The organism is Streptomyces sp. NPDC087263, from assembly GCF_044744645.1.
In the GTDB taxonomy this organism is placed as follows: Bacteria; Actinomycetota; Actinomycetes; order Streptomycetales; family Streptomycetaceae; genus Streptomyces.
In genome coordinates this window covers 408,006-434,503 of record NZ_JBIUYT010000009.1, presented here as the reverse complement: position 1 = coordinate 434,503, position 26,498 = coordinate 408,006, and the positions used below count along the sequence as shown (strand labels likewise).

Sequence of the window (26,498 nt, the reverse complement as noted above, 5' to 3'; positions counted from 1 at the left end):
AACCGCGTGCGAGCGGGTAGGGCTAGTAGCGACACCTATTCGACACGACCGGCTTCGGAGGCGCCGCACACCGCAGTGCACGCATTGGCATCGGCGGCCTTATGCCGAGAACCATGGAGGACACCATGTCACCCCGGCTCGACGAATCGCATACCCAGACGGCGACGTCGGCATCCCTTCCGGAACACTCTCGCTCCCTCGTCGGGCTGGAGGGACTTCCTGAGATCCCCCGCTTCGACCAGGTGGGGCCGGTGGACGCACGGGCCCTGTCCAAGACCCTCTTCGAGCGGCTGGAGTCCCTCGAAGAAGGCACCTACGAATACTCGTACGTCCGCAACACGCTGGTCGAACTCAACCTCGCGCTGGTCAAGTTCGCCGCCTCTCGGTTCCGCTCCCGCAGCGAGCCGATGGAGGACATCATCCAGGTCGGCACCATCGGCCTGATCAAGGCGATCGACCGCTTCGAGATGAGCCGCGGCGTCGAGTTCCCCACCTTCGCGATGCCGACCATCATCGGCGAGATCAAGCGCTTCTTCCGCGACACGTCGTGGTCGGTGCGCGTACCGCGCAGACTGCAGGAACTCCGCCTCGACCTGGCCAAGGCGGGCGACGAACTCGCCCAGAAGTTCGATCGCGCCCCGACGGTGGGAGAGCTGGCGGAGCACCTGGGCCTCTCCAACGAAGAGGTCGTCGAAGGCATGGCCGCCTCGAACGCCTACACGGCGAGTTCGCTGGACGCCCAGCCCGAGGAGGACGACTCCGAGGGCGCGCTCACGGACCGCATCGGCTACGAGGACCACGGGCTCGAAGGCATCGAGTACGTGGAGTCCCTGAGGCCGCTGATCGCCGAACTCCCCTCCCGCGACCGCCAGATCCTCTCGCTCCGCTTCGTCGCCAACATGACGCAGTCCGAGATCGGCGACGAACTCGGCATCTCCCAGATGCATGTCTCCCGGCTGCTCTCGCGCACGCTGGTGCGGCTGCGCAAGGGGCTGACCGTCGAGGAGTGACGGTGCCGCAGCGGTGACCGCGTCCGGCAGCTGTGACTACGGCCCGCGCCCCGGTGGTTGGGGGGCGCGGGCCGTAGTCACAGCTTGGCGGCGGGCCATGGTTACCCTGGGAAACCTCTTTCCCCACCAGTTGCCTTCCACCACTATGAGCATCCCCGTGACCGCCGGTACGCCAGAACCCCGGCGGGCCTAGAACGCGGGGTGCGAGGAGGCACGGGGATGGCTGGGTCCGGCCGGACCGACGGACACGGCGGGTACAGCGGGTCTGACGGGTCTGATGGATTCGACGAGTACAGCGAGTCCGACGGGTCTGATGGGTCTGACGGAGACGGCGCGTACGACGGATCCGACGGCTCAGGCTCCGGTAGCGGTAGCGGTGGCATGTACTCCACGGCGTCCGACGCGCAGCTCACCGAACTGCTGCGCGCCGACACCCCGACGGCGTACCCGGCACTGCGCGAACTGCGCCTGCGCCACCGGCCCGCGGTCCTCTCGTACGCCCGTCTGTGCACCGTCGGCGAGTCCGCCGCACGGCAGTTGACGGCTCAGGCGTTCGCGCTCGCCACCCGCGAAACGGCACGCGGCATCGACCCGCGGGGGCCCTGGCGCCACCAACTACTGCTCCTGACAGGCAGGGTGGCCGCCTCCTGGGCCGCGCCCCTGGACCACCGCGCGAGCCGCCTCGATCCGGGTCTGCTCGACCGGCTCCGCGAGTCGGACGGTGCCGAGGGGCCCGTACCGCCGATGCTCGACGCGTTCCAGTCGCTCCCGAGCCGCGTCCAGGGCCTCATCTGGTACGGCATCGTGGACGAGGAGCCCGACGCCAGGACCACGGCTCTCATCGGGGCCGTGCCGCAGGACGTGACGTACGGCAAGCAGCCCGCGTTCCAGGCCCTGCGCCAGGCCTGTCTCAAGACCCGCCTCGCCCGCTCCGGCAGCCCCCGCTGCCAGGACTTCCGCCGGCTGATCGAAGAGGCGGCACACCCCGAGAACCCGCGCTACAGCCCTGACTTGAACGCCCACATGGTGCACTGCGGGCACTGCGCCGCCGCGTACGAGGAGCTGGGCGCCCTGCGCGACACCCCACGCACGGCACTGGCCGAGGGACTGCTGCCGTGGGGCGGCGGCGCGTACGTCCTGGGCGCCTCGGGTAGCAGGGCCCCGGCGGCCCGCGGCGCGGCTTCGGCGTCCTGGCCGCCCTCCCGGCGCCTCGTCCTCGCCTCAGCCGCGCTCGGCGTCGCGCTGGCGCCGCTGCTGCTGTACCTGCTGACGTCGGGCGGATCGGACCCGGGCCAGGCGGTGAGCACGGTGGGCACACCGGCGGCGCCACCCCCGGTGACGGTGACCGCGACAGTCTCGGTGACTCCGCCGCCGTCCCCCACTCCTACGACCAAGTCCCCATCCCCCACGCCCACTTCGTCACCCTCGAAGACACCCACGCCCTCGAAGACGCCGAAGCCGTCACCGACCCCGCACCCCCCGAACAGCACCTACGCCCAGGTCGTGAACGTCGGCTCCGGACTCTGCATGGACGTCCGTGACGGCGCCATGAGCCTGGGCGCGGACGTCGTCGCGGCCGGCTGTACCTCGGCCCGCACCCAGTTGTGGCGTGTCGACGCCGGGCGCGGCGTCCTCCAGTCGTACGCCGACGGCCGCTTCTGCCTGGACAGCCGCGGTGGCACGGACAAGGGCATCGGCGTCTGGGAGTGCACGGCCGCCGACGACTACGAGCCCAACGGCAAGAACCTGCACTTCACGGTGGACTCGCGCGGCAGGATCAGCGCGGACATCTTCCCGGGCTTTGCGGTCACGCCGTTCGGCGACCGGCTCATGCTGATCCGGGACGGGGATGTGGACACCGACGAACAGCGGTGGCAGGCCGGCGCCACCGCCGGGTGACCGGCTCCACCGGTCAGACGACCGGAACCCCGCGCCGCCAGACCTCCGACACCAGGGGCACGCCCGGCCGGTAGGCGAGGTGGACATGGCTCGGGGCGTCGAGGAACGCCAGGTCGGCGTAAGCCCCCGGGGTCAGCGCGCCGATGTCCGTACGCCGCAGGGCCCGGGCTCCGCCCGCCGTGGCCGACCAGAGGGCCTCGTCAGGCGTCATCCCCATGTCCCGTACCGCCAGCGCGATGCAGAACGGCACGGACGAGGTGAAGGACGAGCCCGGGTTGCAGTCGGTGGAGAGGGCCACGGTGACGCCCGCGTCGAGCAGCCGGCGGGCGTTCGGCCACTGGGCACGGGTGGAGAACTCGGCGCCGGGGAGCAGGGTCGCGACGGTGTTCCCGCCGGCCAGGGCGTCCACGTCGGCGTCCGTGAGGTGCGTGCAGTGGTCCGCGCTCGCCGCGTCCAGTTCGACCGCGAGCTGGACGCCGGGGCCGTAGGACAGCTGGTTGGCGTGGATGCGCGGGTGCAGGCCCTTCGCCTTGCCCGCCGTGAGGATCGCGCGGGCCTGGTCGCCGTCGAAGGCGCCCTTCTCGCAGAAGACGTCGATCCAACGGGCGTACGGGGCACAGGCGTCGAGCATCTCGCCGGTCACCAGGGCGACATACGCGGCCGGGTCGTCGGCGTGGTCCGGCGGGACGATGTGCGCGCCGAGGTAGGTGACCTCGTCGGTGTGCGCCGCCGCGATGCGCAGTGCTCGTGCCTCGTCCTCGACGGTGAGGCCGTAGCCCGACTTCGTCTCGAAGGTGGTGGTGCCCTGGCTCAGGGCCTCGCGGAGGTAGCGCGTGAGGTTGCGTTCCAGGTCCTCGTCGGAGGCGGCGCGGGTGGCGGCGACGGTGGTGCGGATGCCGCCGGCCGTGTAGCCGCGGCCCGACATACGGGCGTTGAACTCCTGCGTGCGGTCGCCCGCGAAGACGAGGTGCGAGTGGGAGTCCACGAAGCCCGGGATCACCGCCCGGCCCCCGGCGTCGACCCGATTGTCAGTGGCGGGTGCTTTTCTTGAATCACCGGTCCACGCGATGCGGTCGCCGTCGATGACGAGCGCCGCGTCCTGGATCAGACCGAGGGGAGACCTGTCACCGAGGGAGGGATCGTTGGTGACCAGACTGGCGATGTTGGTGATGACGGTGCTGGTGCCGGTCGTGGCGTTGGCGTCGGTGGTGCTGCTCATGGCGTCCTCGTGGGGGCTCGGGCTGCGGTGGGCGGTCGTCAGGCGCGCAGGGCGTCCACAGCGTCCGCGAGAGCTGTCGGCACATCGGGTACGAGGGTGTGCGCGCCGTCCCGTACGACGTGCCGCCCGCCCACGATCGTGTGGCGTACGTCAGCCGCAGTCGCGGCGAATACGGCCGTCTCGGCGCCGAGACGCGGCACCGGTCCCGCTGTCCTGACCGAGTCGAGGGCGATCGTCGTGAAGTCGGCGAGCGCGCCCGCCTCCAGGCTGCCCGCGCCCTCCCAGCCCAGGGCCGCGTGGCCGTCGGCGGAGGCGGCGCGCAGGAGCGCGGCCGCCGTCCAGTGGCCGCGGGTGCGGGTGCGCAGGCGCTCGTTCAGCTCCAGGGCGCGGGCCTCTTCGAGGAGGTCGATGACGGCGTGGCTGTCGGAGCCGAGGGAGAGCGGCGAGCCCGCTTTCTGAAGGGCGACCGCGGGGCCGATGCCGTCGGCCAGGTCCCGTTCGGTGGTCGGGCACATACAGGTCCCGGTCCCGGATCCGTCGATCAGGGAGATGTCCTGACGGGTGAGGTGCGTGTTGTGCACGCCGGTCGTGCGCGGGCCGAGGACGCCGTGGTCGGCGAGCAGTTGGGCGGGGGTGCGGCTGTGCGCGGCCTGGCAGGCGTCGTTCTCCGCCGTCTGTTCGGACAGATGCACATGCAGCGGGGCCCGCCGTTCCTCGGCCCACCGCGCCACCGTCGCCAACTGCCCGGCCGGCACGGCCCGTACGGAATGGATGGCCGCACCGATCCGTGCGTGATCACGGTCCTTGAGAAGTGAAGAGCGTTCCGCCCAGGCGTCCACGCTGCCGTCGGAGAAGCGGAGCTGGTGCCGGTTCGGGGGCTGTCCGAAGCCCGCGGAGACGTAGGCGGTGTCGAGGAGGGTGATCCTGATCCCGGCCTCGCCCGCCGCCGCGATGAGCGCCTCACCCATCGCGTTGGGGTCGGCGTAGGGGGTGCCGCCCGGGGCATGGTGCACGTAGTGGAACTCGCCGACGGCCGTGACCCCGGCGAGCGCCATCTCCGCGTACACGGCGCGGGCGAGTGCGTGGTAGGTGTCCGGGGTCAGCCGGTCCGCGAAGGAGTACATGAACTCGCGCCAGGTCCAGAAGGTGCCGGAGCCGACCTGGACGGTGCCGCGCAGGGCGCGGTGGAAGGCGTGGCTGTGGGCGTTCGCGAGCCCGGGGAGGGTGAGGCCGCGGAGGATCTCGGCGCCGGGGGGCGGGATGTCGACGCCGGTGCGGACGGCGGTGATGCGGCCGTCGTGGACGTCGAGAGCCACGCCCGGCTCGACGTTGGTGTCGAGCCAGGCGTGTTCCAGCCAGTACGTCTGCGTCACCTGCGGACCAGCCCTTCGAGTACGTCGGCGAGTGCGGTCACCCCGGCCACGCAGTCGTCCTCGGCGGCGTACTCGGCCGGGGAGTGCGAGACACCCGTGGGGTTGCGTACGAACAGCATGGCGGTCGGGACGGTCCCGGAGAGGATTCCGGCGTCGTGTCCGGCGCCGGTGCCCAGGACGGGGACCCTCAGGTCCGCCTCCTTGCCCAGGATGCGGGCGAGCTCGTCACGCAGGGCGTGTTCGAACTCGACGACGGGGGTGAACGACTCACGGACGACGTCGAGTTGGACGCCCTGCGCCTCGGCGTATTCGCGGGCCGCCTTCTCGATGCCGGTGACGACCGTGTCCAGGCTCGCCTGGTCGGCGGCGCGGGAGTCGAGCCAGCCGCGGACGAGGGAGGGGATGGCGTTCACCCCGTTCGGCTCGACGGCGATCTTGCCGAAGGTGGCGACGGCGCCGGCGAGTCGGGCCTCGCGGCGGGCCGCCAGGACGGTCTCCGCATACGACAGCATCGGGTCCCGGCGGTCTGCCAGCCGGGTGGTGCCGGCGTGGTTGGCCTCGCCCCGGAAGTCGAACCGCCAGCGGCCGTGCGGCCAGATGGCGCTCGCGATGCCCACGCGGTCGCCGGAGAGGTCGAGGGCGCGGCCCTGTTCGACGTGCAGCTCGACGAAGGCCCCGATGCGGGCGAGCCGCTCGGGGTCCGAGCCGATGGTGCCCGGGTCGTACCCGGCCCGCTCCATGGCCTGCGGCAGTGTGATGCCCTCGGCGTCCGTCAGGCGGTGCGCCTGCTCGACGGTGAGCTGTCCGGCGGCGAGCCGCGAGCCGACGCACGCGAGCCCGAACCGGGCGCCCTCCTCGTCACCGAAGTTCACGATGCCGAGGGGCCGGGTGAACTCCACGTGCCGTGCGCGCAGTTCGTCCAGCGCGGCGAAGGACGACACGACCCCGAGGGGCCCGTCGAAGGCCCCGCCGTCCGGCACGGAGTCGAGGTGGGACCCGGTGACGACGGCGTCCCCCGCCGCCGGGTCGCCGAGCCAGGCCCACTGATTCCCGTTCCGGTCGATCTCATGGGCGAGCCCACGAGCCTCGGCCTGCGCCCGAAACCAGGCCCGGCAGTCGAGGTCGGCACCGGTCCACGCGAAGCGCCGGTAGCCACCGGAGGCGGGGTGCCGACCGATGGGCTTCAGGTCATGCCACATCTCGTGGAAGGAGGCAGCGCCGGCCGGTCCGGGCCGGCCGGAGGGCTGGGCATGGTTGCCGGCCGCAGCCGCTCCAGCCTGTGCGCAGTCGTTCCGCAGGGCGGAACGGGCGGGCACAGCCGGGCCCGCGGGCGGCGACGAGGCGTCCGCCCCCACCGGGGGGTTGCCGCCCCGCGCCGCGGGCGCGCCTTCTCGCTGGGTCACGCGGACTCGCCTTCCCGCATGGGGATCCGCACACCGCGCTCGTCCGCCACGGACTCGGCGATGTCGTAGCCCGCGTCCACGTGCCGGATGACTCCCATCCCGGGGTCATTGGTCAGGACCCGGCGGATCTTCTCGCCGGCGAGCTCGGTGCCGTCGGCGACGGTGACCTGGCCGGCGTGGATGGAACGGCCCATGCCGACGCCGCCGCCATGGTGGATGGACACCCAGGACGCGCCCGAAGCCACGTTCACCATGGCGTTCAGCAGCGGCCAGTCGGCGATCGCGTCGGAGCCGTCGAGCATGGCCTCGGTCTCGCGGTACGGCGAGGCGACGGAACCGCAGTCGAGGTGGTCGCGGCCGATGACGAGGGGCGCCGCGAGCTCACCGGAGGCGACCATGTCGTTGAAGCGCTCGCCGGCCTTGTCGCGCTCGCCGTAGCCGAGCCAGCAGATACGGGCGGGCAGGCCCTGGAAGTGGACGCGCTCGCCGGCCAGCTTGATCCAACGGTGCAGTGACGCGTTTTGACTGGATTCAGCCTCCGGGAAGAGGTCGAGGATCGCCTTGTCCGTCTTGTGGATGTCCGAGGCCTCACCGGAGAGGGCCGCCCAGCGGAAGGGGCCCTTGCCCTCGGAGAAGAGCGGCCGGATGTAGGCGGGGACGAAGCCGGGGAAGGCGAACGCCCGCTCGTACCCGGCGAGTTGGGCCTCGCCGCGGATCGAGTTGCCATAGTCGAAGACCTCGGCACCGGCGTCCATGAAGCCGACCATCGCTTCGACGTGACGCGCCATGGACTCACGGGCGCGGGTGGTGAACCCGGCCGGGTCCTTCGCCGCGTACGAGGCCATGTCGTCGAGGTCGACGCCGACGGGAAGGTAGGCCAGCGGGTCGTGGGCCGACGTCTGGTCGGTCACGATGTCGACGGGGGCGCCCTCGGCGAGCATCCGCGGGAGCAGTTCGGCGGCGTTGCCGAGCAGGCCGATCGACAGCGGACGGCGGGCGTCGCGCGCCTCGACGGCGAGCTGGAGGGCGTGCTCCAGAGAGTCGGCCTTCACGTCGAGGTAACGGTGCTCGATGCGGCGCTCGATGGCCCGCGGGTCGACGTCGATACAGATCGCGACGCCGTCGTTCATCGTCACGGCGAGCGGCTGGGCGCCACCCATGCCACCGAGACCGGCGGTCAGGGTGATCGTCCCCGCGAGCGTGCCGTTGAACTTCTTCGCGGCGACGGCGGAGAACGTCTCGTACGTGCCCTGGAGGATGCCCTGCGTGCCGATGTAGATCCACGAACCGGCGGTCATCTGCCCGTACATGGTCAGGCCGAGGGCCTCAAGGCGCCGGAACTCCTCCCAGTTCGCCCAGTCACCGACCAGGTTGGAGTTGGCGATGAGGACGCGCGGGGCCCACTCGTGGGTCTGCATGACGCCGACGGGGCGGCCGGACTGGACGAGCATCGTCTCGTCCTGCTTCAGGGTCCGCAGGGTGCGCACCATGGCGTCGAAGGAGCGCCAGTCACGGGCGGCCTTGCCCGTGCCGCCGTAGACGACGAGCTTGTCGGGGTGCTCGGCGACCTCGGGGTCGAGGTTGTTCTGCAGCATCCGCAGGGCGGCTTCCTGCTGCCATCCCAGGGCACTCAGTTCCGTACCGCGCGGCGCTCGTACGGGGCGGGGTCCTGACATGGTCTGCCTCCTAAGCGGACTGTTGCCGTAGATATTCACATCCTGACTTCTTGAATAGAGCTAGTCAATAGCCGCATAGCCAAGCGCGGCCACGCCGTGGATGTTTGGCTGGTACGTATGGGCGCAGACAGGGGCAGGGCGGGGAATCCGGTGAGCAACGACATGCACGGAGCAGACGGCGCAATCGGGGCTGCGGACTCTTCGGACCATACGGGCGGCGATGCGTCCGGGGCAGCGGACTCCTCGGGCCGTACAGGCGGCGATGCGGACGGGGCAGCGGACTCCTCGGGCCGTACAGGCGATACGGACGCAGCGGCGGGCCCTTCAGGCCGAACCGGCGATACGGATGCAGCGGCGGGCCCTTCGGGCGGTACAGGCGATACGGACGGCGATCGCGTCCTGCGACGCGACGATGCCGTCCGGGCCGCCGTCGAGCAAGGTCTCCTCACGCCGGGGACCCCCATCGTCGCCCTCCTCGACGTCCCCGGCATCCGGGCCTCGGCCGCCGCCCTGCGCGCCGCCTTCGACGCGGTGACCGCTCCCGGCACGCCCGTGCTGCACGCGTTCGCGGTGAAGGCGACCCCGCTCGTGCCCGTGCTGCGGCTGCTGCGCGAACAGGGCATCGGCGCCGAGGTGGCGAGCCCCGGGGAGCTCGCCCTCGCCCGGGCGGCCGGAGTGGCACCGGCGCAGACGGTCCTCGACTCCCCCGCCAAGACACCCGCCGAGCTGAGGGAGGCACTGGCGCTGGGCATCGCCGTCAACGCGGACAACCCGCAGGAGCTGGACCGTATCGACGCCCTGGTACGGTCCGCGGCGACCCGATCTCCCCTCGGAATCCGGGTGAACCCGCAGGTCGGCGGGGGTTCCATCGAGGCGCTGTCGACGGCCACGGCGACCTCCAAGTTCGGGGTCGCGCTGCGGGACGAGGGGGCGCGGGAGTGGATCGTGCGGGCGTACGCCGACCGCCCCTGGCTGACCCGGCTGCACGCGCACACCGGGTCGCAGGGCATCCCGCTGTCGCTGATGGCGCAGGGCGTGGCGGAGACGTACGCACTGGCCGAGGAGATCAACCAGTACCTCGGGCGGCGGCAGATCGACACGATCGACATCGGCGGCGGGCTGCCGGTCAACTTCGGTTCCGACGCCACCGCCCCGACGTACGCGCAGTACGCGCGGCTGCTCGCCGGGGTGGTGCCGGGGCTGTTCGACGGGCGGTACGGGCTGGTCACCGAGTTCGGGCGGTCCCTCCTCGCCAAACACGGGACCGTGATCGCGCGGGTCGAGTACACGAAGTCCGCCGGGGGCCGGGCGGTCGCGGTCACACACGCGGGCGTGCAGATCGCCGCCCGCACGGTGTATGCGCCCGCGTCCTGGCCGCTGCGGATCGCGGCGTACGACGCGAAGGGGCGCCCCAAGGCCGGCCCGGACGTCGTCCAGGACATCGCAGGCCCCGCCTGCTTCGCGGGGGACCTCCTCGCCGAAGGGCGCGCGCTGCCGCTGCTCGAACAGGGCGACTACGCGGCCGCGTTGGACACGGGCGCGTACTACTTCGCCCACCACTACGCGTACAACTCCCTCGCCCGGCCGGGCATCTACGGCTTCGCGCCGGACGGCCGGGGCGGCGTCCGCTTCGCCGTCGCACGCAGGCCGCAGACCCTCGACGAGATCGTCGCGGAGTCGGGCGGGGCGCGAGCTTCGGCGCTCACGGGGCTCTGAGCAAGGCGGCTGAAGTCCCCTGCGGTTCAGCAGTGCCCTGAGGGGCGCGGGGAACTGCGCGACCAGCCACAATGCCGCCGCAGACGATCGACGGCACATCCCGGCACATCTGGTGGAGCACCTGGCGCGCCCCGTTTGAGTGCGGCGTGGTGCAGCCACCGGCGCACGGTGGATGCGGAGTTGGTGTCGGTGATCCCGCGCGCGGTCAGCTCGGCGGCCAGCTCCGGGCATGACCAGCGCGACAGCGGCGGGCCGGTCGTGGCGGGCAGCTGGCAGGCCAGTGCCTTTGCCTCGGCGACCTGCACGGGAGCGAACCGGACGGGACGCGCCATCTGCCTTTCGGTCTGACTGTCCCCGACGTGCTTGGGCGAGGCTGGCGCAGGGCGCTCGGCATTCACCTGATGAACGACGAAACCGTGGCCTTCGCCATGGCCCAGCAGGGCATGGGCCGCCAGAAAGTCACGTATTGGGCCTGCGGGCTGGGCATCTTGGTGTGCCGGCCCACCGGTGCCCTGCTGGGGTCAGCGGTGGGTTCGGTCATGCGGGACACGGATGCCTTCGGGTTCGACGCAATGTTCCCTGCCGTGATCTTTGCGCTACTCCTCCCAGCACTGCGGGATGCCGGAATCCGCCGTCCCGCCATCCTCGGCGCCGCACTTGCGGTGCTGAGCGTCCCGTTCCTACCTGCCGGGATCCCGGTGCTGGCCGCCCTGGCCGGGCTCGTGGTCTACAGGTGCTCGACGGACGCAACCACGGGTGCGACTACGAAGAAGGAGGCATCCTGATGCCGACCGCGACTCAGTTGCTCGCCGCGATGCTGGGACTCACAGCGGGGACTTTCCTGCTTCGGCTTTCCGGGCCGCTACTGAGGGCCAGGATCAACTTTCCGCAGCGCGCGGAGAAACTGCTGGAGGCGTCGGCCACCGTGCTCCTGAGGGCAATGGTGACCGTTACCGCACTGACCCAAGGGGCCGGCGCCGCCGGGGTTGCCCGCCCGGCCGGGGTGCCGCTCGGCGGACTACTGGCCTGGCGCAAGGCTCCCTTCCTGGTGGTCGTTCTCAGCGCCGCCGCCACGGCTGCCGTGCTCCGGCTGGTTGGCATTGAGTGAGGTGCGGCTGGTCAGGGCACGGCGTGCATCGCTCTCCCTACCGGGCCGATTGATCTGACGTGCGGAGACATCACGGTCTCAGGGACTGGCCGGGAGCCGCTGAAGGGGCGGCAAAAGGTGTTGCGGGGCAGGCACAGCGGCTGCATGATCCCCGGATGGACGACACGCCGAGCCGATTCCCGGCTTCTCTACCGGCCCTGCGTGCTGCGGCGCGCGAAGCGGGTTTCACCATGTCCTGCGAGGAGCGCACCGGCAGCTTGCTGGCCGTTCTTGCGGCTGCCCGTCCAGGTGGCCGCATCCTCGAACTCGGCACGGGTGCGGGCGAGGGCACCGCCTGGCTTCTCAGCGGGATGGACAGCGCTTCTCATCTGGTCACGATCGAACTCGATGAGACCGTGCAGAAAGTCGCCCGCGAGCAGCTGCGGTCCGACCCACGGGTGACCTTTGTGGCCGGAGACGGCGGCGAATGGCTGCAGAACTATGACGGGGAACCGTTCGACTTGGTGTTCGCGGACACCTGGCCCGGCAAGTTCACGCACCTGGAACAGGCCTTGCAACTCGTGGCCCTTGGCGGAACGTACCTGATCGACGACCTCGCCCCGCAGCCTGGCTGGCCAGAAGACCACGCCGCCGCGGTCAAGCGCCTCCTGACCGACCTGGAAGAACGAGAGGACTTTCACTCCGTCCGCATGGCCTGGGCGAGCGGGCTCCTTATGGCGGTGCGGTCAGCCCGGCCTTGAGAGCGTTCAAGAGCGCGAAGACCGTCAGGTGATCAGGCTGCCTCGCCCTGTTCACCACCGCGCTTCTGGCCCACCACCTCACCGTCGGCGGGTCTTTACCGCCAGCACCGCGCCGGGCTACTTGTCTGCGACGATGAGTCGCGCTCGTCGCCGGTGCCGCCACTCCCCGGTCGGTGCGTGGTGCAGGAACTCCTGGCGCATCCGCTCCATGAACTCCGGACCATGGCGGAGAGCCGTGGCTCGTAGTGCCCCGGCGGCAGCAGTGGTCATTGCCTCCCACAGCGCCGCCGCGTCGGTATGCGTCATCTCGAACGCCACAAGTTCGTCGCGGCGGATCGTCGCACCGGCCGCGGTCACTGCCGCTGCAAGGCTCTTCTCCCAACTCCTCTCCCTGACGGGGGCATGCCCGGCCAGCAAGAGATCCGCCAACCCCCACGGATCGGTGGCATCCGTCTCATAAGGCCAGAAGGCGACAGCCAGCCGACCGCCTGGTGTCAATGCCCGCACCCAGTCGGCGATGGCCTCGTCCGGGGCCGGCAACTGATGCAGGCCGAACACCGAGACGACCGCGGCGCACGCTGCCGACCAGGCAGGATCCAGCACCGCGGCATTCTGTACGACAGCCCGCGCCGCCGACCACGGGACCGCACGTTGCTCAGCACGGCTGATCATGCCGGGTGAGATGTCGATACCGACGATCTCGCGGCCCGCGAACCGGCCGGCCAGCAGCGGTAGTTCCGGGAAGGTACCGCAGCAGGGCACCAGGATCGGTCCGCCGGGCAACTCTGTGTCGGCTATCGCCTCGACGGTCGCCACTACCCACGGACGGAATCGCGGTACGAAATACTCCTCGTACCTGCCCGCCACCTCATCCCAGTTCCGCGCCAGTAGCGCCGCGTACTCGTCATCATCGGCCACACCTGATCTTCTACGACTGAGAGTCACCGCTCAAGCGGTACCTCATGGATTGGGACAGAGCCTGGTCTCAGTGGCCACCACCAGGCCGCCCGTCTCGGCCGCCGCCACCTGGGCCCTACGCGTCCTGCCCTTCGCCGCACATCACCGCGGTAAGCATCGCCGTCCGCTTGGGCTCCGGAGTCCGCTCCAACTTCGGCGCCTTGGTACCCAGCCCGTAGCGAGCCAACACGGAGAGCCGGTTCGGCGGGACCTTGTCCAGCTTCACCCGTCCCAGCTGGAACGCGGCGATGTCGTCGACCCGCTGGAGCGCGTTCTTCATCGCAGTGCCGGTGGTCCGCGTCGGCGGCCGACACGTCCGCTCCAGCTCCGAATACGGCTTGCCCTCCGGCGTCTTGAGCGTGGCCGCCAGATCGCCGGGCAAGGCTGGGTCCGCCCGCCGAGCCGCCTTGGCGAACCAGCGGCCCGGCCCAGCCAGGGCCGGCCGTCAGTGGCGCCGCGCTCCGCCGGGCGCGGCGTCCCCGGCCGCCACACCGGTGGCCCGGCAGGCCTTGACCGGCTTGCCCGCGGGGCCGCCCGCACCCCTGCCCAGCCAGTCGACGCGCACCCAGATCAGCTCCTGCCCGGCGCGTTCGCGGCGCCCGAGCCAGCCGGCCTTCAGCCACAGGCCGACGCCCACGCCGGCGAGCAGCATGCCGCCCGCGGCGGGCACCGCGAACGAGCTGCCCAGCGCGGCCACGAAGGCGAGCAGCAGCCACCAGCGGTGCCCCCGGCGCCAGTTCCGTACGGTCACCGCGCGGTCCTGGAGCACATCGTGCTTGCTGGCGCGGGCGGCGGAGCGGGCCAGTTCGGCGTACCGCTTCCTGCGCCGGTACGCCACCACGACGGCCGCGACGATGAACAGCACCGCCCCGGCCATGACCCCGATCCGGCGGCCGGTGATCCCCGGCAACACCACGCCGATACCCGCCGCGAACACCCCGCACCACCACAGCGGTGCGGCGCCCGCTCTCACGACGACAGCCACTCGGGCCAGTCCCTGCCCTCCGCGCCCCACGTTCCGCCTCCTTGTGCGTCCCAGTTCTCCGGGCGAGCACGCTAGCGAGCGAAGGTGAGACGAACCTGAGAAGTACGGCGGCTCAACCAAACCGTGACTACTCCAGGCCCACTCCGTCCAATCCGATCTACTCCACGAAGAGTCCCCGGGCGGCCGCCCGCGCGTCGAACTCCTCAAGGCGCGCCTGCGCGTCCGGCAGGTCGTCGCACATCGCCTCCAGCAGGACGCGGCCGAGCAGCATCGGGGCGCAGGCCGTGTCGAAGGCGAGACCGGTACCGACGGCGGCCGGAAGCAGCAGGTCCGACACCTTCGCCACCGGCGCGAACGCCGAGTCCGCGACCGTCACCACCGTCAGGCCGGCCGCCTTGGCGTACGCCAGCGAGTCCACCACCTCGCGCGGATGCCGGGGCAGCGCGAAGCAGAGCAGTGTCGTGGCCCCGGCGTGCACGGCCGCGTCGATGCGGTCGTGGAGCATCGTGCCGCCCTCGTGCAGCAGCCGTACGTCGGGGTGGACCTTGGCGGCGAAGTACGCGAAGCCGTACGCCTGGGAGGCGGCGGCGCGCAGACCGAGCACGGGCAGCGGTCTGCTCGCAGCGAGGAGCCGCCCGGCACGAGCCACCGGGCGCGGGTCCGCCAGCACCTCCGCCAGGTGCTTCAGGTTCTCGATCTCGGCCTCGACGGCCTGCTGGTACTCGTTGTACGAGGCGGAACCCGCGCTCTGCTCGGCGGGCGCGACCTCGCGCAGGTGCTTGCGCAGCGCCGGGTAGCCGTCGAAGCCGAGCGCGACCGCGAAGCGGGTGACGGACGGCTGGCTGACCCCGGCGAGTTCGGCGAGCTCGACGCTCGACAGGAACGGCACGTCGGCGGCGCGCCGCACCATGCTGTGCGCGATCCGCCGCTGGGTCGGCGTCAGCCGGTGTCCCTCGAAGAGCGCCTGAAGCCGCGCGGCGGGACCGTCCGTCGTCATACCGATACTCCCGTCAACACCCGTGATCCCATCGGCACTTGCGTCCGCACCCGCGTCGGTACCTGCGTCGGCACCCGCGTCGGCACCTGCGTCCACACCGCTCATGACGCGCTCCCCCTCCAGATGTCCGTGAACCGGTCGAGCAGTGCGGCCGCCGCGCCCACGTCGTCGGTGAGCGGCCGGTCGGCGTGTTCCGGGTCGAGCACCGACTCGGCGAGCTCCAGCGCCCGCCCGGCCGGCAGCTCCGGATCCGGCCTCAGCTGGCGCTGGCGCAACGCCCGTACGGCGGCGACGAGTTCGCAGCCGACGACGAGACGGTACGCACCGCACGCCCGCAGGGTCTGCCGTGCGGCGAGCGAGGCGAAGCTGGCCTGTTCCTCGACGCCCCGGGAGAGTACAGCGTGGCCGAGCGAGGCGGGCGCGGAGAAGGCCCGCAGGTCACCGAGGGCGGCCGCGGCGGCGTACTCCAGGATCATCACGCCGGAGGACGCGGGTTCGCTGTCGGCGAGGAAGGGGCGCAGGCGGGTGTAGGCGGGTTCGTTCAGGGTGGAGAGCCGGGAGGTCGACAGGCGGGCCACCTGTGTGACGGCCAGCCTGAAGTGGTCGAGGGCGAGGGCGAGTTGGGCCTGATAGAAGCCGCCGTGGTGGTAGGCGGCCATGTCCTCGGGGGAGATCAGGGGGTTCTCGGCGGCGGCGTTGATCTCGACGGTGAGGACGCCCTCCAGTGCGTCCGCCGCGTCCTGCGCGGGCCCGTGGATCTGCGGCACGCAGCGGAAGCCGTACGGGTCCTGGATCCGCCCGAGCGGTGGCACCGGCCGGTCCGCCGCACCGATCAACTCCCGCATCCGCCGCGCCACTTCGACCGACCCGCGGTGCGGCCGCGCCGCGTGCACGGGCGCCGCGTACGCCTCGTGCGAGCCGTCCACCGCGATCAGCGAGAGCGCGGCGACAACCTGCGTCGCCCCGATCAGCCCACGCAACTCGTCCAGGGCCAGGGCGGACTGCCCGAGGGTGAGCGCGTTACTGCTGATGAGCGCGAGGGCGTCGTTGTTGTCGAGGGGCTGGGGCTCGGGGCCCACCCCCTCAGCAGGGCGCCCCCCTGAGGACCGTCTCTTTGAAGACCGTCCCTCTGACCGTCCCTCTGAAGACCGCCCGTCGGGGCGCCGCCCCTCGGGTGACCATCCGGCACCCACCTCAGGAGACCGTCCGACACCCACCCCGGAGGACCGCCAAGGATGCTCCCCCGCCAGCGCCAGCCCCACCTGCGCCAGCGCCGCGATATCCCCCGTACCCACGGATCCGAACTCGTTCACCACCGGGTACACCCCGGTCTCCAGTGCCTCGCACAGGGCCGTGACGACGGTGGGCCGGAGCCCCGCCCCGCCCGCGAGAAGCTGATTGGCGCGTACGGCGAGCATCGCGCGGACCTGCCGGGCGGGCAGCTCCTCGCCGATCGCCCCGGCGTGGCTGCGCAGGAGACGCAGACCGTGCCCCGCGGCGGACGCCGTCGGCACATCCTCGTTCCGGTTGGCGCCCACGCCGGTGGACCGCCCGTACACGCGCCCGCTCGCGGCGATCTGCCGGGCCGCGTCCCAGGATTCCTCGACGCGCTTCATCGCCTCGGTGCCGGGAACCGGCCGCGCGGCCCCGTCGGCGAGCCGGACGATGTCGGCAACACCCGTGCTACAGCCGTCCAGCACCACGAGACCGGGGTTCACCCCACTCGGCACGTCCACATTCCGAGACGACATAGAGCGCAAACTCCCTCACTCCGAACACTGGATCTCGCCTGACGGCCATAAGTAGCCGACGATCAACGCCGGACCGTTGACCTTTGGCAACCTATTCAGGCATAGAGAACTCTGCATGACGATATGCAGACCGAGCAAGGGGCACCGCATCATCACGCCGCACAATCCAGTTCGACTCGGTCAACAAGCGCTTCCCGAATGGCACCACAGCAGTCCACGCGCCCTCCCCGCGGATACCGGAAGGCGGCGTGACCGTACTCGCCGGATCCTCCGGTCAGGGACAGGACGACGACCCTCCGGCCCCCGGCACGGGCCGGCCGCATAGCCGGAGCCCGATGCGGCGACGGGGCGCAGCTCCCTGCGAACAGGGGGGCTAACCCCAGTGTCACGGGGCCGTCGGCTCCCTAACGTGGACACCATGACCGGTATGGAAACCCACGGCGACGCCGAACTGAAGAAGGAACTCGACGCCACCTTGCACGCACGCAAGGAACTGGGCGAAGAGTACGAGTCCGCCTTGGTCGACTCGTTCCTGGAGAAGGTCGAACAGCGCTTTGACAGCGTGGTCGACCGCCGGGTGCGCCGCCAGCTCGCGGAAACGCAGATGGTGGTGGCCCGCGGAGAGCGCACACCCCAGTCCAGTGACTCCTTCGGCGAGCGCTTCGGCTTCGGGATCGTCTCTCTCGTCCTCGCCATCCCCCTGTCCGGGATCGGCGGCGGCGTCGCGGAGCTGCCCGGCCTCCTGGTCGCCTGGGGCGGCATCGTGGGGGTCAACATCGTCCAGGCCGCGCGTCTCCACCCGAACTTCTTCAGCAGGCGCCGCAAGTCCTCCCAGAACAGCGACTGGGAGACCTGAACCGCCTGTGAGGCAACGACGGCAGCAGCCATCAATTGAGGAACCACGACGGCGAGCAACCAGGTCCGCGAGAGCGGCGCCGGTTTAGGCGCAAAAAAGGGCCCGGCACCTGAGTCAACAGGTGCCGGGCCCTTCGAAGCTTGCGCGGGGACCGCCGCACCCCCGATACCGGGGGGCGGGACGACGGCGGTCCCCGCGAGGGACGCGAGCCGGGTCAGGGCCGGGCTACGCGTCCGTGGCGTCCATGGAGGTCCGGGAGCCGCTCCGGAGGTCCTTGACGCCGTTTTGGTGTCGGCCGGGGCGGGGAGCCGCTCCCGCCCTTGCCGACATCCACCAATGTGCCGGATCCGTGTTAAGCCGGTGCTGCGCGGACGTGACGCGCTCGTACCACTTCCGCGAAGTTCCCTCCCGAAAGCGCCGCTCAGAAGCATTCGCCCAGGTCGGCCCGGATGCCGCCCCGGTCTGTCACTGCTTCGACCCGCCCTTGGCGAGGAAGGACAGCAGGTCCTGGCGGCTGACGACCCCGGTGGGCTTGCCCTCGACGAGGACGATCGCGGCGTCGGCGACGCCGAGCACGGACATCAGGTCGCCGACCGGCTCACCGGAACCGACCTGCGGCAGCGGCGCCGACATGTGCTTCTCCAGCGGGTCCTCCAGGGAGGCCCGCTTGGTGAACAGCGCGTCGAGCAGCTCCCGTTCGACGACGGACCCGATGACCTCGGCGGCCATCACGTCCGGGTGCCCGGCGCCCGGCTTGACGATCGGCATCTGCGAGACGCCGTACTCGCGGAGCACCTCGATCGCCTCGCCGACGGTCTCCTCCGGATGCATGTGGATGAGCGTCGGGATGCGGCCGTGCTCCTTGTCGTTGAGGACGTCGGCGACGCGCGCGTTCGGCCCGGTGTCCTCCAGGAACCCGTAGTCGGCCATCCACTCGTCGTTGAAGATCTTGCTGAGGTAGCCGCGCCCGCTGTCCGGCAGCAGCACGACCACGACGTCGTCGGGCCCGAGCCGCTCGGCCACCCGCAGCGCGGCGACGACGGCCATGCCGCAGGAACCGCCGACGAGCAGCCCCTCTTCCTTGGCGAGCCGGCGCGTCATCTGGAAGGAGTCCTTGTCGGACACGGCGACGATCTCGTCGGCGACGGACCGGTCGTACGCGGTGGGCCAGAAGTCCTCGCCCACGCCCTCGACCAGATACGGCCGCCCGGAGCCGCCGGAGTACACGGACCCCTCGGGGTCGGCGCCCACGACCTGCACCCTGCCGTCACTGGCGTCCTTCAGGTACCGCCCGGTCCCGGAGATGGTGCCGCCGGTGCCCACGCCCGTCACGAAATGGGTGATCCTCCCCTCCGTCTGCTCCCACAGCTCGGGGCCGGTGGAGTGATAGTGCGAGAGGGGATTGTTGGGGTTGGAGTACTGGTCGGGCTTCCACGCGCCGGGCGTCTCACGCACGAGCCGGTCGGAGACGTTGTAGTACGAGTCCGGGTGCTCGGGGTCGACGGCGGTGGGGCAGACGACGACCTCGGCCCCGTACGCCCGGAGCACATTGATCTTGTCGGTGCTCACCTTGTCGGGGCACACGAAGATGCACTTGTACCCCTTCGTCTGCGCCACGATGGCGAGCCCGACTCCGGTGTTTCCGCTGGTCGGCTCGACGATCGTGCCCCCCGGCCGGAGGGCTCCGCTCTCTTCCGCGGCCTCGATCATGCGCAGGGCGATGCGGTCCTTCACGGACCCGCCGGGGTTGAAGTACTCAACCTTCGCGAGGACGGTCGCCTGGATGCCCGCGGTCACGTTGTTGAGCCTCACCAGCGGGGTGTTGCCGACGAGGCTGATCATCGAGTCGTGGAATTGCACCGTTGTCTCCGGAGCTGTGTTTCAAAAGGGATGGTCCCGTCAGCGTAAGGCGTCGGATGACCGTTCACGCACCGTTGAGATTGGAGAACGGCCTTCACGGGGCAAGCACTGGATGTACGGCTATGAGGAGGTGACGGCGACGCATGGCGGGTATGTCGAGGGCGAGGGTGGCCCGGCGGATCGCGGCGGGCGCTGCGTACGGCGGTGGCGGGATCGGTTTGGTGGGCGCGGCCGCGGTCGGCGTGCTGCTGGCCGAGGTACAGATGGCGAAACGAGTGGTGGGCAACGGACACACACCGCACGCGCCGCGCGGTGAGGGCCTGTACGGGTACGGATACGCCGGGCAGGACGGTCCGCCGCTGCGGCTGACCATGCTCGGGGACTCCACGGCCGCAGGGCAGGGTGTGCACCGGGCCCGGCAGACGCCGGGGGCGCTCATCGCGTCCGGGCTCGCGGCGGTGGCCGAGCGTCCGGTGGAGCTACGGAACGTGGCGCTGCCCGGGGCCCAGTCCGACGACCTGGACCGCCAGGTAGCGCTGACCCTCGCGGACACCTCACGGGTACCCGATATCTGCGTCATCATGATTGGCGCGAACGATGTGACGCATCGGATGCCGCCGACGCGTTCCGTGCGTCATCTGTCCTCGGCGGTACGGCGGCTGCGCACGGCCGGTGCGGAGGTCGTCGTGGGGACCTGTCCCGACCTGGGCACGGTCGAGCAGGTCCAGCAGCCGCTGCGGTGGCTGGCGCGCCGGGCCTCGCGGCAGCTTGCCGCCGCGCAGACGATCGGTACGGTCGAGCAGGGCGGTCGTACGGTGTCGCTGGGCGACCTGCTGGGTCCCGAGTTCGCGGCGAATCCGCGCGAGCTGTTCGGCCCCGACAACTACCACCCCTCGGCCGAGGGGTACGCCACCGCCGCGATGGCGCTCCTCCCGACGGTCTGCGCCGCCCTCAGCCTCTGGCCTGCGGAGGAGGAGCGGCCGGACGCCTCCCGTCGTGAGGGCTTCCTGCCGGTCGCCCGCGCGGCGGCGGAGGCGGCCTCCGAGCCCGGCACCGAGGTGACGGCCGCGATGCCCACCGGCCCCCGCGGCCCCTGGGCCCTCCTCAAACGCCGCCGCCGACGCCGCGTCCCGGCGACCGACCCGACACCGGCACCTTCGGCGTGAGCAGGGGCGTTTTTTCGCCCCCTCCGCCCCAGACCCTGCTCCTCAAACGCCGGAGGGGCTGGAATTCTTCAGCCCGTCCGGCGTTTGAGGACGAGGCCGTCCAGGCCGAAAGCGGGGGCCTGGGGGCGGCAGCCCCCAGATACGGGACGGGTAGGGGCGGAGGAGGCGAAAGAAGCCGGCCGCACCCCCGATGCAGGGCGCCCCGCCAGTGAAAGGCGCCCCCGCCAGGAAAAAGCAAGCGCTTAGAAAAGTGCGGCCCGAGTCACACCCCCACCCCCGTGACCTACACCGTACGTACGAGTAACTTCGCAAGAAGCATGCCCAACCCCCGTACGCCAATGGAGCCGTCGATGCCCGAAGCCGTGATCGTCTCAGCCACCCGCTCCCCGATCGGCCGTGCCTTCAAGGGCTCCCTGAAGGAGGTGCGCCCCGACGACCTGACCGCCACGATCATCGAGGCCGCCCTCGCCAAGGTCCCCGAGCTGGACCCGAAGGACATCGACGACCTGATGCTCGGCTGCGGCCTCCCCGGCGGCGAGCAGGGCTACAACCTCGGCCGCATCGTCGCCGTACAGATGGGCATGGACCACCTCCCGGGCTGCACCATCACCCGCTACTGTTCGTCGTCGCTCCAGACCAGCCGCATGGCCCTGCACGCCATCAAGGCGGGCGAGGGCGACGTCTTCATCTCGGCGGGCGTCGAGATGGTGTCGCGCAGCATCAAGGGCTCGAGCGACGGCCTTCCCGACACCCAGAACCCCTTCTTCGCCGAGGCGCTGGCCCGTACCGCCGCCGTGGCCGCCAGCGAGGGCGCGAGCTGGCACGACCCCCGCGAGGACGGTCTCGTCCCGGACGCGTACATCGCGATGGGCCAGACCGCCGAGAACCTGGCCCGCCTCAAGGGCGTCACACGCCAGGACATGGACGAGTTCGGCGTCCGCTCGCAGAACCTCGCCGAGGAAGCCATCAAGAACGGCTTCTGGGAGCGGGAGATCACTCCGGTCACGACGCCGGACGGCACGGTCGTCTCCAAGGACGACGGCCCCCGTGCGGGTGTGACGCTGGAGGGCGTCCAGGGGCTGAAGCCGGTCTTCCGCCCCGACGGGCTCGTCACGGCCGGCAACTGCTGCCCCCTGAACGACGGCGCCGCCGCCCTCGTGATCATGTCCGACACCAAGGCCCGCGAGCTCGGCCTGACCCCGCTCGCCCGCATCGTCTCGACCGGCGTCACCGGCCTCTCCCCCGAGATCATGGGCCTCGGCCCGGTCGAGGCGTCGAAGCAGGCTCTGAAGCGCGCCGGCCTCACCGTCGACGACATCGACCTGTTCGAGATCAACGAGGCGTTCGCCGCCCAGGTGATCCCGAGCTACCGCGACCTGAACATCCCGCTGGACAAGCTGAACGTGAACGGCGGCGCCATCGCCGTCGGCCACCCCTTCGGCATGACCGGCGCCCGCATCACCGGCACGCTCATCAACAGCCTCCAGTTCCACGACAAGCAGTTCGGCCTGGAGACGATGTGCGTCGGCGGCGGCCAGGGCATGGCGATGGTCATCGAGCGCCTCAGCTAGGGCGGCTCAGTACCGTCCCTGTCACGGGAGTTGAACCCAGCGTGACCGAATCGGCCCGGATCCCTGTACCCGCAGGGACTCTGGGCCGATTTGTGATCCAATCCCCCCCAAGATGTGACCTATCTCCCTCCGGAGAGCGATTTACGCAGGTCAGAGCCGTTGCGCGACTAAACACCAGGCCCAAAGTCCTGTCCCTTTCGTGACGTTACGCACTGACAGCGGGATAGTCCGCCCTTCAAGCTGATGTAGGAAGTCGGGGGTCGACTTTGAACCGGGAGTACGTCAGTGAGCGCCATGCCGATTGCTTTGCTGCTCACCACGGCCGCCACCGCGGTCGTGGGCGTCGCCGTTCTGCGCACCCTTCAGGGACTGCGCCGGCAGGTCACGGCCCTGCACACCGAACTCGCCGCGAACCGCGCCACGGCCGCGAGAGGCCTCGTGCCCGCCGCCCGCGCGGCCGCGGACACGGACGAGATACGCGCTGCCGTGACCGAGGCGCTCGCCGAGGAGCGGGAGCGGGAGCTTGCCGAGGCGCGGGCGTTCTGGGCCGCCCAGGAGGCGCGTGACGCCTCCGATCTGCCCTCGCTGCTCGGCCTGCCCGACGGCGAACCGTTCCTGCCGCGCCACTCGGACTTCGTCGGCCTCGAGTACCTGGAGCCGGTGCCCGAGCCGGGCCCGGACGCCGACGACTTCGCCGGGGACTCCCCCGAACTCGCCGCGGCCCGCCGCCGCCACCCCTCCCACCCGGACTTCATCCCGGTGCAGTCACCCGTCGTGAACGACCATGAGCGCACGGTGGCCTGCCTGGAGGAACTCGCCGAGTCCGGCACGGCACTGGCCGACGTCCGCCCCGGCCCGCTCGGCACCCTCGACGTCTACGTCTTCGCCGACGGTACGACCCTGTGCATGACCCCGGGCCACCGCGAGACCGCGGAGCAACTGGCCGCGGCCCTCCACGCGGGCGCCACCCCGGTCCTCCTCGGCGGCTCCGGCGTCTCGGGCGCGTACGCACTGACATTCGCGTGCGGCGACGAGAACATCTACATCCTGGCGGACCGCGTCATAGCGTCCCTGTAGGAGCCGCGAGCCGTACAAGGCAAGGGTGACGAGCCGTACGAAGCACGAGCCGCGAGCCGTACGACGTAGCGGCCACGAGCCGTACGAAGTCTCCTCCGCGCCGGAGTCGATCAGACTCCGGCGCGTTTCTGCGCCGCCGCCACAAGCCCCACCGCTTCCGCGAGCTCCCGCTCGTCTTTCAGTACGAGCGCCAAATCATGCGCGGCGACCATGATTTGGTCGGCGGCGGCGAACATCCCCGCGTCCGGCATCTCTCGGGGCTCCCCGGACGGGTCCTCCACACGCTGGGCCCACCGTGCCAACTCCCTGGCCAGGCCCAGTGCCTCGGCGGCGGCCCCGCGCTGCAGCCGGCTCTGCGGCGCGGCCCGCAGCCGGTCGGCGAAATGGTCCACGGCACGGGTCAGAGGCGTCGTATCAAGCACGCGGCGAGCGTACGCGCCGCAGCAGGACTGTTGCCAACGACCCAACCCTCAGGCACGGTGGCCTGAAGGACCGGCTTACATCCCCATTGCGTCCGGAGGCGCCGATGTCCCAAGTGTTCTCCCAGGAGACCCACCGCAACCTGCTCGCCCGCATCCCCCATTGCACCGGTCGTGAGATCTCCGACTGGCTGCGCACCGTCGACGAAGGCCCCGCGCTCTTCCGCTTCGAGGAAAAGGTCAGCTGGCTCCGCGCCGAGCACGACCTCGCATACGGCCATGCCAAGGCGATCATCCACGAGTACGACCTGAGGAGGGCCGCGCGCAAACTGCTCTGAGCGCGCACCACCGAGACGGCAGGCATCCGCATGACAAAGGGCCCGCGAACCGGTGGGTTCGCGGGCCCTTGAGTCACTGACGACCGGCGCTGCTACCGGTCGGCCCGACTAGTCGTCACCGCTGAAGATGGCGACCAGCCGCAGCATCTCGACGTAGATCCACACAAGGGTCATGGTCAGGCCGAACGCGGCCAGCCAGGCCTCCTCGCGCGGCGCACCGTACGCGATGCCGTCCTCGATCTGCTTGAAGTCGAGGGTGAGGAAGAACGCGCCGAGGATGATCGCGATGATGCCGACGATCGCGCCCAGCGGGCCCATGCTGCGCAGTCCGCCGTCCTCGACCCCGCCGAAGGCGACGAGCAGCAGGTTGACCGCCATGACCAGGATGAAGGCGATGGCGATGGCCATACCGATGCGCGCGTACCGCGCGGTCACACGGATCCAGCCCGCCCTGTAGACCAGCAGGGTCGCGCCGGACACCGCCATGGTGCCGAGCACCGCCTGGAAGGGCGCGCCCGACCACTGGCTGTTGTACATCTCGCTGATGACCCCGAGGAAGACGCCCTCGAAGGCGGCGTAACCGAGGATCAGTGCGGGCGAGGCCTTGCGCTTGAAGGTCTGCACCATCGCCAGGACGAAGGCGATGAGGGCGGAGCCGATGGCGAGCCCGAAGCTGGTGCTGGTGACCGGCAGCAGGGCCCAGGCCAGGATGGCGCCGACGGCGACGGTGCCGAGCGTCATGCCCGAGCGCATCACGACGTCGTCCATCGTCATACGGCCGGTGGTGACCGGAGCCTGCGGCGGAGCGCCGTGCTGGAGGTCCTGCTGTGCGTAAGGGTTCTGCGCGTACGGATTGCCGCCGCCCTGCTGGGCGTACGGGTTGGCCTGCGTGCCGACAGCGGGTCCCCCGGCCTGCGGCGCCGCGTTGAATCCCGCGTAGCCGTTGTCGCGGCTGAAGCCCCGTCGCGAGAAGACCGGGTTGCTGCTCCTCATTTCACTCCTCCATGGCCACCGTGCGTGGCGTTGGCTCAAGAGTAATAGGTAGGCAAAGGGAAGAGCCTAGTGCTTGGGGAGGATCTTTCCCTTGCCGTGACGCGCAACACGCTACGTGCTGGCCTCATTCCCTGCGACGGAGCCCCCAATCCATGACCGACCCGGGACACGACCGAGACCGGCCGATGATCGGACCGAAGGATCCGGGTCAGTCCAGGGGGAACCCGGTGTACCCGTCCGCGAGGTCGGTCTCGGCCGCCCGCGAGCCGACGATCCGCTCAAGACGGGCGAGTTGGAGCCGGTCCTCGAAGGGGGTCGCGTCGGGGGCGCGGTGCAGCATGGTCGTCATGTCGTACGAGAACCGCTCGGCCTGCCAGACCCGGCGCAGGCAGGTCGCCGAGTAGGTGTCGAGCAGTTCGGCCGATCCGGTGTCCCGGCGCCGGACCAGGGCGCGGGCGAAGGTGACGACGTCGCCGACCGCGAGATTGAGTCCCTTGGCGCCGGTGGGCGGCACGATGTGCGCGGCGTCCCCGGCGAGGAAGAGCCGCCCGTGTCGCATCGGCTCGTGGACGTAGCTGCGCATCGGGGTGACGGACTTGGCGGTGATGGGCCCACGCCGGAGCTGCCACCCGTCCTCGGTCTCGAACCGCCGCTCCAGTTCGTCCCAGATCTCCTCGTCGCCCCATGCCTCGGCGTCCGTGCCCTCGGGCACCTGGAGGTAGAGGCGGGAGACGGTGGGCGAGCGCATGCTCAGCAGGGCGAAGCCGCGGTCGTGGCGGGCGTAGACGAGCTCGTCGTGCGAGGGCGGGACATCGGCGAGGATCCCGAGCCAGCCGAAGGGGTACGTCCGCTCGAAGACGCGCGAGAGATCGGCGGGCACGGCGTTCCGCGCGACCCCCCAGAATCCGTCACACCCGACCACGTAGTCACACTCGAGCACGTCCTCGCGCCCCTCGTGGGTGAACCGGATCCGCGGCCGGTCCCCCTCGACCCCCTCCACCTCGAGCGCCTCGGCCTCGAAGAGCAGCGGTCCACCCTCCTTCAGCTGGAGGGCGATGAGGTCCTTGCACACCTCGGTCTGCGCGTACACCATCACGGAGCTGCCCCCGGTGAGCCCGGGGAAGTCGACGCGATGCCGTCGGCCCTGGAACCGCAGCTCGATCCCGTCGTGCCGCAGCCCTTCCCGGTCCATCCGCTCCCCGGCCCCAGCGGCCCGCAGCACGTCGACGGTCCCCTGCTCCAGGATCCCGGCCCGCTGCCGATGCTCCACGTAGGCCCGGTCCCGGCTCTCCAGGACCACGGACTCGATCCCCGCGTTGTGCAGCAGCCGCGCCAGCAACAGCCCGGCCGGCCCGGCCCCGATGATCCCGACGGTGGTACGCAT

General features: G+C 70.8%; 23 protein-coding genes and 2 pseudogenes. 12 read left to right on the top strand and 13 right to left on the bottom strand.

Going from position 1 to position 26,498, the window contains the following annotated elements; translation table 11 throughout:
- Positions 1 to 113 precede the first annotated feature (113 nt).
- Together ACIPC1_RS29445 and ACIPC1_RS29440 are read left to right on the top strand one after the other, a co-directional pair.
- Positions 114 to 1,010: an RNA polymerase sigma factor SigF gene (locus tag ACIPC1_RS29445; protein ID WP_402522262.1), complete on the top strand. Its 897-nt coding sequence runs from the start codon at positions 114 to 116 to the stop codon at positions 1,008 to 1,010.
- Between the two features lie 381 nt (positions 1,011 to 1,391).
- Entirely contained in the window at positions 1,392 to 2,909 is a 1,518-nt protein-coding gene (locus tag ACIPC1_RS29440) for an RICIN domain-containing protein (RefSeq protein ID WP_402522260.1), read from the top strand.
- 13 nt (positions 2,910 to 2,922) lie between these two features.
- Here the strand turns inward: ACIPC1_RS29440 and hutI are convergent, their stop codons facing one another.
- From hutI to hutU, 4 genes are all read right to left on the bottom strand, one after another.
- Entirely contained in the window at positions 2,923 to 4,128 is a 1,206-nt protein-coding gene (gene hutI / locus ACIPC1_RS29435) for an imidazolonepropionase (protein ID WP_402522258.1), read from the bottom strand.
- Positions 4,129 to 4,166: 38 nt separating this feature from the next.
- Positions 4,167 to 5,501, bottom strand: coding sequence for a formimidoylglutamate deiminase (locus tag ACIPC1_RS29430; RefSeq protein ID WP_402522256.1), 1,335 nt, complete (start codon positions 5,499 to 5,501; stop codon positions 4,167 to 4,169).
- Positions 5,498 to 6,700: an allantoate amidohydrolase gene (locus ACIPC1_RS29425; protein WP_402522408.1), complete on the bottom strand. Its 1,203-nt coding sequence runs from the start codon at positions 6,698 to 6,700 to the stop codon at positions 5,498 to 5,500. Before ACIPC1_RS29425 ends, ACIPC1_RS29430 begins: the two co-directional genes overlap by 4 nt.
- Positions 6,701 to 6,900: 200 nt before the next feature.
- Complete coding sequence (hutU, locus tag ACIPC1_RS29420; protein ID WP_402522253.1) at positions 6,901 to 8,580, bottom strand: urocanate hydratase; 1,680 nt, start codon at positions 8,578 to 8,580, stop codon at positions 6,901 to 6,903.
- A 399-nt stretch (positions 8,581 to 8,979) separates the two neighbouring features.
- On the opposite strand from hutU, the gene ACIPC1_RS29415 reads away from it, so the two are divergent.
- The 4 genes from ACIPC1_RS29415 (at position 8,980) to ACIPC1_RS29400 (ending at position 12,144) form a co-directional block, all read left to right on the top strand.
- Positions 8,980 to 10,296, top strand: a complete 1,317-nt coding sequence (locus ACIPC1_RS29415; RefSeq protein WP_402522406.1) for a diaminopimelate decarboxylase — start codon at positions 8,980 to 8,982, stop codon at positions 10,294 to 10,296.
- A 359-nt stretch (positions 10,297 to 10,655) separates the two neighbouring features.
- Positions 10,656 to 11,081, top strand: coding sequence for a hypothetical protein (locus tag ACIPC1_RS29410; protein ID WP_402522250.1), 426 nt, complete (start codon positions 10,656 to 10,658; stop codon positions 11,079 to 11,081).
- Positions 11,081 to 11,404: an AzlD domain-containing protein gene (locus ACIPC1_RS29405; protein ID WP_402522248.1), complete on the top strand. Its 324-nt coding sequence runs from the start codon at positions 11,081 to 11,083 to the stop codon at positions 11,402 to 11,404. Before ACIPC1_RS29410 ends, ACIPC1_RS29405 begins: the two co-directional genes overlap by 1 nt.
- A 155-nt stretch (positions 11,405 to 11,559) precedes the next feature.
- Complete coding sequence (locus tag ACIPC1_RS29400) at positions 11,560 to 12,144, top strand: O-methyltransferase (RefSeq protein WP_402522246.1); 585 nt, start codon at positions 11,560 to 11,562, stop codon at positions 12,142 to 12,144.
- A 117-nt stretch (positions 12,145 to 12,261) separates the two neighbouring features.
- Here ACIPC1_RS29400 and ACIPC1_RS29395 read toward each other — a convergent pair whose 3' ends face one another.
- The 5 genes and pseudogenes from ACIPC1_RS29395 to ACIPC1_RS29375 all read right to left on the bottom strand — a co-directional run bounded on the left by ACIPC1_RS29395 (position 12,262) and on the right by ACIPC1_RS29375 (position 16,834).
- Positions 12,262 to 13,062 (bottom strand): class I SAM-dependent methyltransferase, encoded by an 801-nt coding sequence (locus tag ACIPC1_RS29395; RefSeq protein WP_402522244.1) that lies wholly within the window; start codon positions 13,060 to 13,062, stop codon positions 12,262 to 12,264.
- A 139-nt stretch (positions 13,063 to 13,201) separates the two neighbouring features.
- Positions 13,202 to 13,513: pseudogene (locus tag ACIPC1_RS29390) on the bottom strand (Tn3 family transposase); the annotation flags it as partial.
- Between the two features lie 33 nt (positions 13,514 to 13,546).
- Positions 13,547 to 14,116, bottom strand: a complete 570-nt coding sequence (locus ACIPC1_RS29385) for a hypothetical protein (RefSeq protein WP_402522242.1) — start codon at positions 14,114 to 14,116, stop codon at positions 13,547 to 13,549.
- Positions 14,117 to 14,243: 127 nt separating this feature from the next.
- Positions 14,244 to 15,083: a MurR/RpiR family transcriptional regulator gene (locus tag ACIPC1_RS29380; protein ID WP_402522239.1), complete on the bottom strand. Its 840-nt coding sequence runs from the start codon at positions 15,081 to 15,083 to the stop codon at positions 14,244 to 14,246.
- Between the two features lie 101 nt (positions 15,084 to 15,184).
- On the bottom strand, positions 15,185 to 16,834 hold the full coding sequence (locus ACIPC1_RS29375; protein ID WP_402522235.1) for an aromatic amino acid ammonia-lyase: 1,650 nt from the start codon (positions 16,832 to 16,834) through the stop codon (positions 15,185 to 15,187).
- A 164-nt stretch (positions 16,835 to 16,998) separates the two neighbouring features.
- Between ACIPC1_RS29375 and ACIPC1_RS29370 the strand changes: the two are divergent.
- Together ACIPC1_RS29370 and ACIPC1_RS29365 are read left to right on the top strand one after the other, a co-directional pair.
- A pseudogene (locus ACIPC1_RS29370) lies at positions 16,999 to 17,134 on the top strand (ABC transporter ATP-binding protein); the annotation flags it as partial.
- Between the two features lie 118 nt (positions 17,135 to 17,252).
- Positions 17,253 to 17,690: a hypothetical protein gene (locus tag ACIPC1_RS29365; RefSeq protein WP_402522233.1), complete on the top strand. Its 438-nt coding sequence runs from the start codon at positions 17,253 to 17,255 to the stop codon at positions 17,688 to 17,690.
- A gap of 465 nt (positions 17,691 to 18,155) precedes the next feature.
- On the opposite strand, the gene ACIPC1_RS29360 is transcribed toward ACIPC1_RS29365, so the two are convergent.
- Positions 18,156 to 19,550: a cystathionine beta-synthase gene (locus ACIPC1_RS29360; RefSeq protein WP_402522230.1), complete on the bottom strand. Its 1,395-nt coding sequence runs from the start codon at positions 19,548 to 19,550 to the stop codon at positions 18,156 to 18,158.
- A gap of 143 nt (positions 19,551 to 19,693) precedes the next feature.
- On the opposite strand from ACIPC1_RS29360, the gene ACIPC1_RS29355 reads away from it, so the two are divergent.
- The 3 genes from ACIPC1_RS29355 (at position 19,694) to ACIPC1_RS29345 (ending at position 23,364) form a co-directional block, all read left to right on the top strand.
- The gene (locus ACIPC1_RS29355) at positions 19,694 to 20,716 is read left to right on the top strand and encodes an SGNH/GDSL hydrolase family protein (RefSeq protein ID WP_384383015.1); all 1,023 of its coding nucleotides are present in this window, start codon (positions 19,694 to 19,696) and stop codon (positions 20,714 to 20,716) included.
- 350 nt (positions 20,717 to 21,066) lie between these two features.
- Positions 21,067 to 22,287 carry an acetyl-CoA C-acetyltransferase gene (locus ACIPC1_RS29350; RefSeq protein ID WP_384383014.1) on the top strand — a complete coding sequence of 407 codons (1,221 nt, stop codon included), beginning with the start codon at positions 21,067 to 21,069 and terminating at the stop codon, positions 22,285 to 22,287.
- A 294-nt stretch (positions 22,288 to 22,581) separates the two neighbouring features.
- Positions 22,582 to 23,364, top strand: coding sequence for a hypothetical protein (locus ACIPC1_RS29345; RefSeq protein ID WP_402522403.1), 783 nt, complete (start codon positions 22,582 to 22,584; stop codon positions 23,362 to 23,364).
- Positions 23,365 to 23,474: 110 nt separating this feature from the next.
- Here ACIPC1_RS29345 and ACIPC1_RS29340 read toward each other — a convergent pair whose 3' ends face one another.
- Positions 23,475 to 23,786, bottom strand: coding sequence for a hypothetical protein (locus tag ACIPC1_RS29340; RefSeq protein WP_402522226.1), 312 nt, complete (start codon positions 23,784 to 23,786; stop codon positions 23,475 to 23,477).
- 104 nt (positions 23,787 to 23,890) lie between these two features.
- Here ACIPC1_RS29340 and ACIPC1_RS29335 point away from each other — a divergent pair, with 104 nt between their 5' ends.
- On the top strand, positions 23,891 to 24,121 hold the full coding sequence (locus ACIPC1_RS29335; protein ID WP_148008763.1) for a DUF4287 domain-containing protein: 231 nt from the start codon (positions 23,891 to 23,893) through the stop codon (positions 24,119 to 24,121).
- Positions 24,122 to 24,229: 108 nt separating this feature from the next.
- Here ACIPC1_RS29335 and ACIPC1_RS29330 read toward each other — a convergent pair whose 3' ends face one another.
- Together ACIPC1_RS29330 and ACIPC1_RS29325 are read right to left on the bottom strand one after the other, a co-directional pair.
- Positions 24,230 to 25,114 (bottom strand): Bax inhibitor-1/YccA family protein, encoded by an 885-nt coding sequence (locus ACIPC1_RS29330; protein ID WP_402522224.1) that lies wholly within the window; start codon positions 25,112 to 25,114, stop codon positions 24,230 to 24,232.
- Between the two features lie 208 nt (positions 25,115 to 25,322).
- Positions 25,323 to 26,498: a 4-hydroxybenzoate 3-monooxygenase gene (locus ACIPC1_RS29325; RefSeq protein ID WP_402522222.1), complete on the bottom strand. Its 1,176-nt coding sequence runs from the start codon at positions 26,496 to 26,498 to the stop codon at positions 25,323 to 25,325.

Bases quoted from the DNA above. Each gene is read 5' to 3' on its own strand.
- ACIPC1_RS29405 (WP_402522248.1), top strand. From the start codon at position 11,081: ATGCCGACCGCGACTCAGTTGCTCGCCGCGATGCTGGGACTCACAGCG.
- ACIPC1_RS29380 (WP_402522239.1), bottom strand. From the start codon at position 15,083: ATGACGACGGACGGTCCCGCCGCGCGGCTTCAGGCGCTCTTCGAGGGA.
- hutI (WP_402522258.1), bottom strand. From the start codon at position 4,128: ATGAGCAGCACCACCGACGCCAACGCCACGACCGGCACCAGCACCGTC.
- ACIPC1_RS29335 (WP_148008763.1), top strand. From the start codon at position 23,891: ATGTCCCAAGTGTTCTCCCAGGAGACCCACCGCAACCTGCTCGCCCGC.
- ACIPC1_RS29425 (WP_402522408.1), bottom strand. From the start codon at position 6,700: ATGTGGCATGACCTGAAGCCCATCGGTCGGCACCCCGCCTCCGGTGGC.
- ACIPC1_RS29325 (WP_402522222.1), bottom strand. From the start codon at position 26,498: ATGCGTACCACCGTCGGGATCATCGGGGCCGGGCCGGCCGGGCTGTTG.
- ACIPC1_RS29365 (WP_402522233.1), top strand. From the start codon at position 17,253: ATGACCGGTATGGAAACCCACGGCGACGCCGAACTGAAGAAGGAACTC.
- ACIPC1_RS29445 (WP_402522262.1), top strand. From the start codon at position 114: ATGGAGGACACCATGTCACCCCGGCTCGACGAATCGCATACCCAGACG.
- ACIPC1_RS29375 (WP_402522235.1), bottom strand. From the start codon at position 16,834: ATGTCGTCTCGGAATGTGGACGTGCCGAGTGGGGTGAACCCCGGTCTC.
- ACIPC1_RS29400 (WP_402522246.1), top strand. From the start codon at position 11,560: ATGGACGACACGCCGAGCCGATTCCCGGCTTCTCTACCGGCCCTGCGT.
- hutU (WP_402522253.1), bottom strand. From the start codon at position 8,580: ATGTCAGGACCCCGCCCCGTACGAGCGCCGCGCGGTACGGAACTGAGT.
- ACIPC1_RS29345 (WP_402522403.1), top strand. From the start codon at position 22,582: ATGCCGATTGCTTTGCTGCTCACCACGGCCGCCACCGCGGTCGTGGGC.
- ACIPC1_RS29350 (WP_384383014.1), top strand. From the start codon at position 21,067: ATGCCCGAAGCCGTGATCGTCTCAGCCACCCGCTCCCCGATCGGCCGT.
- ACIPC1_RS29330 (WP_402522224.1), bottom strand. From the start codon at position 25,114: ATGAGGAGCAGCAACCCGGTCTTCTCGCGACGGGGCTTCAGCCGCGAC.
- ACIPC1_RS29440 (WP_402522260.1), top strand. From the start codon at position 1,392: ATGTACTCCACGGCGTCCGACGCGCAGCTCACCGAACTGCTGCGCGCC.
- ACIPC1_RS29355 (WP_384383015.1), top strand. From the start codon at position 19,694: ATGGCGGGTATGTCGAGGGCGAGGGTGGCCCGGCGGATCGCGGCGGGC.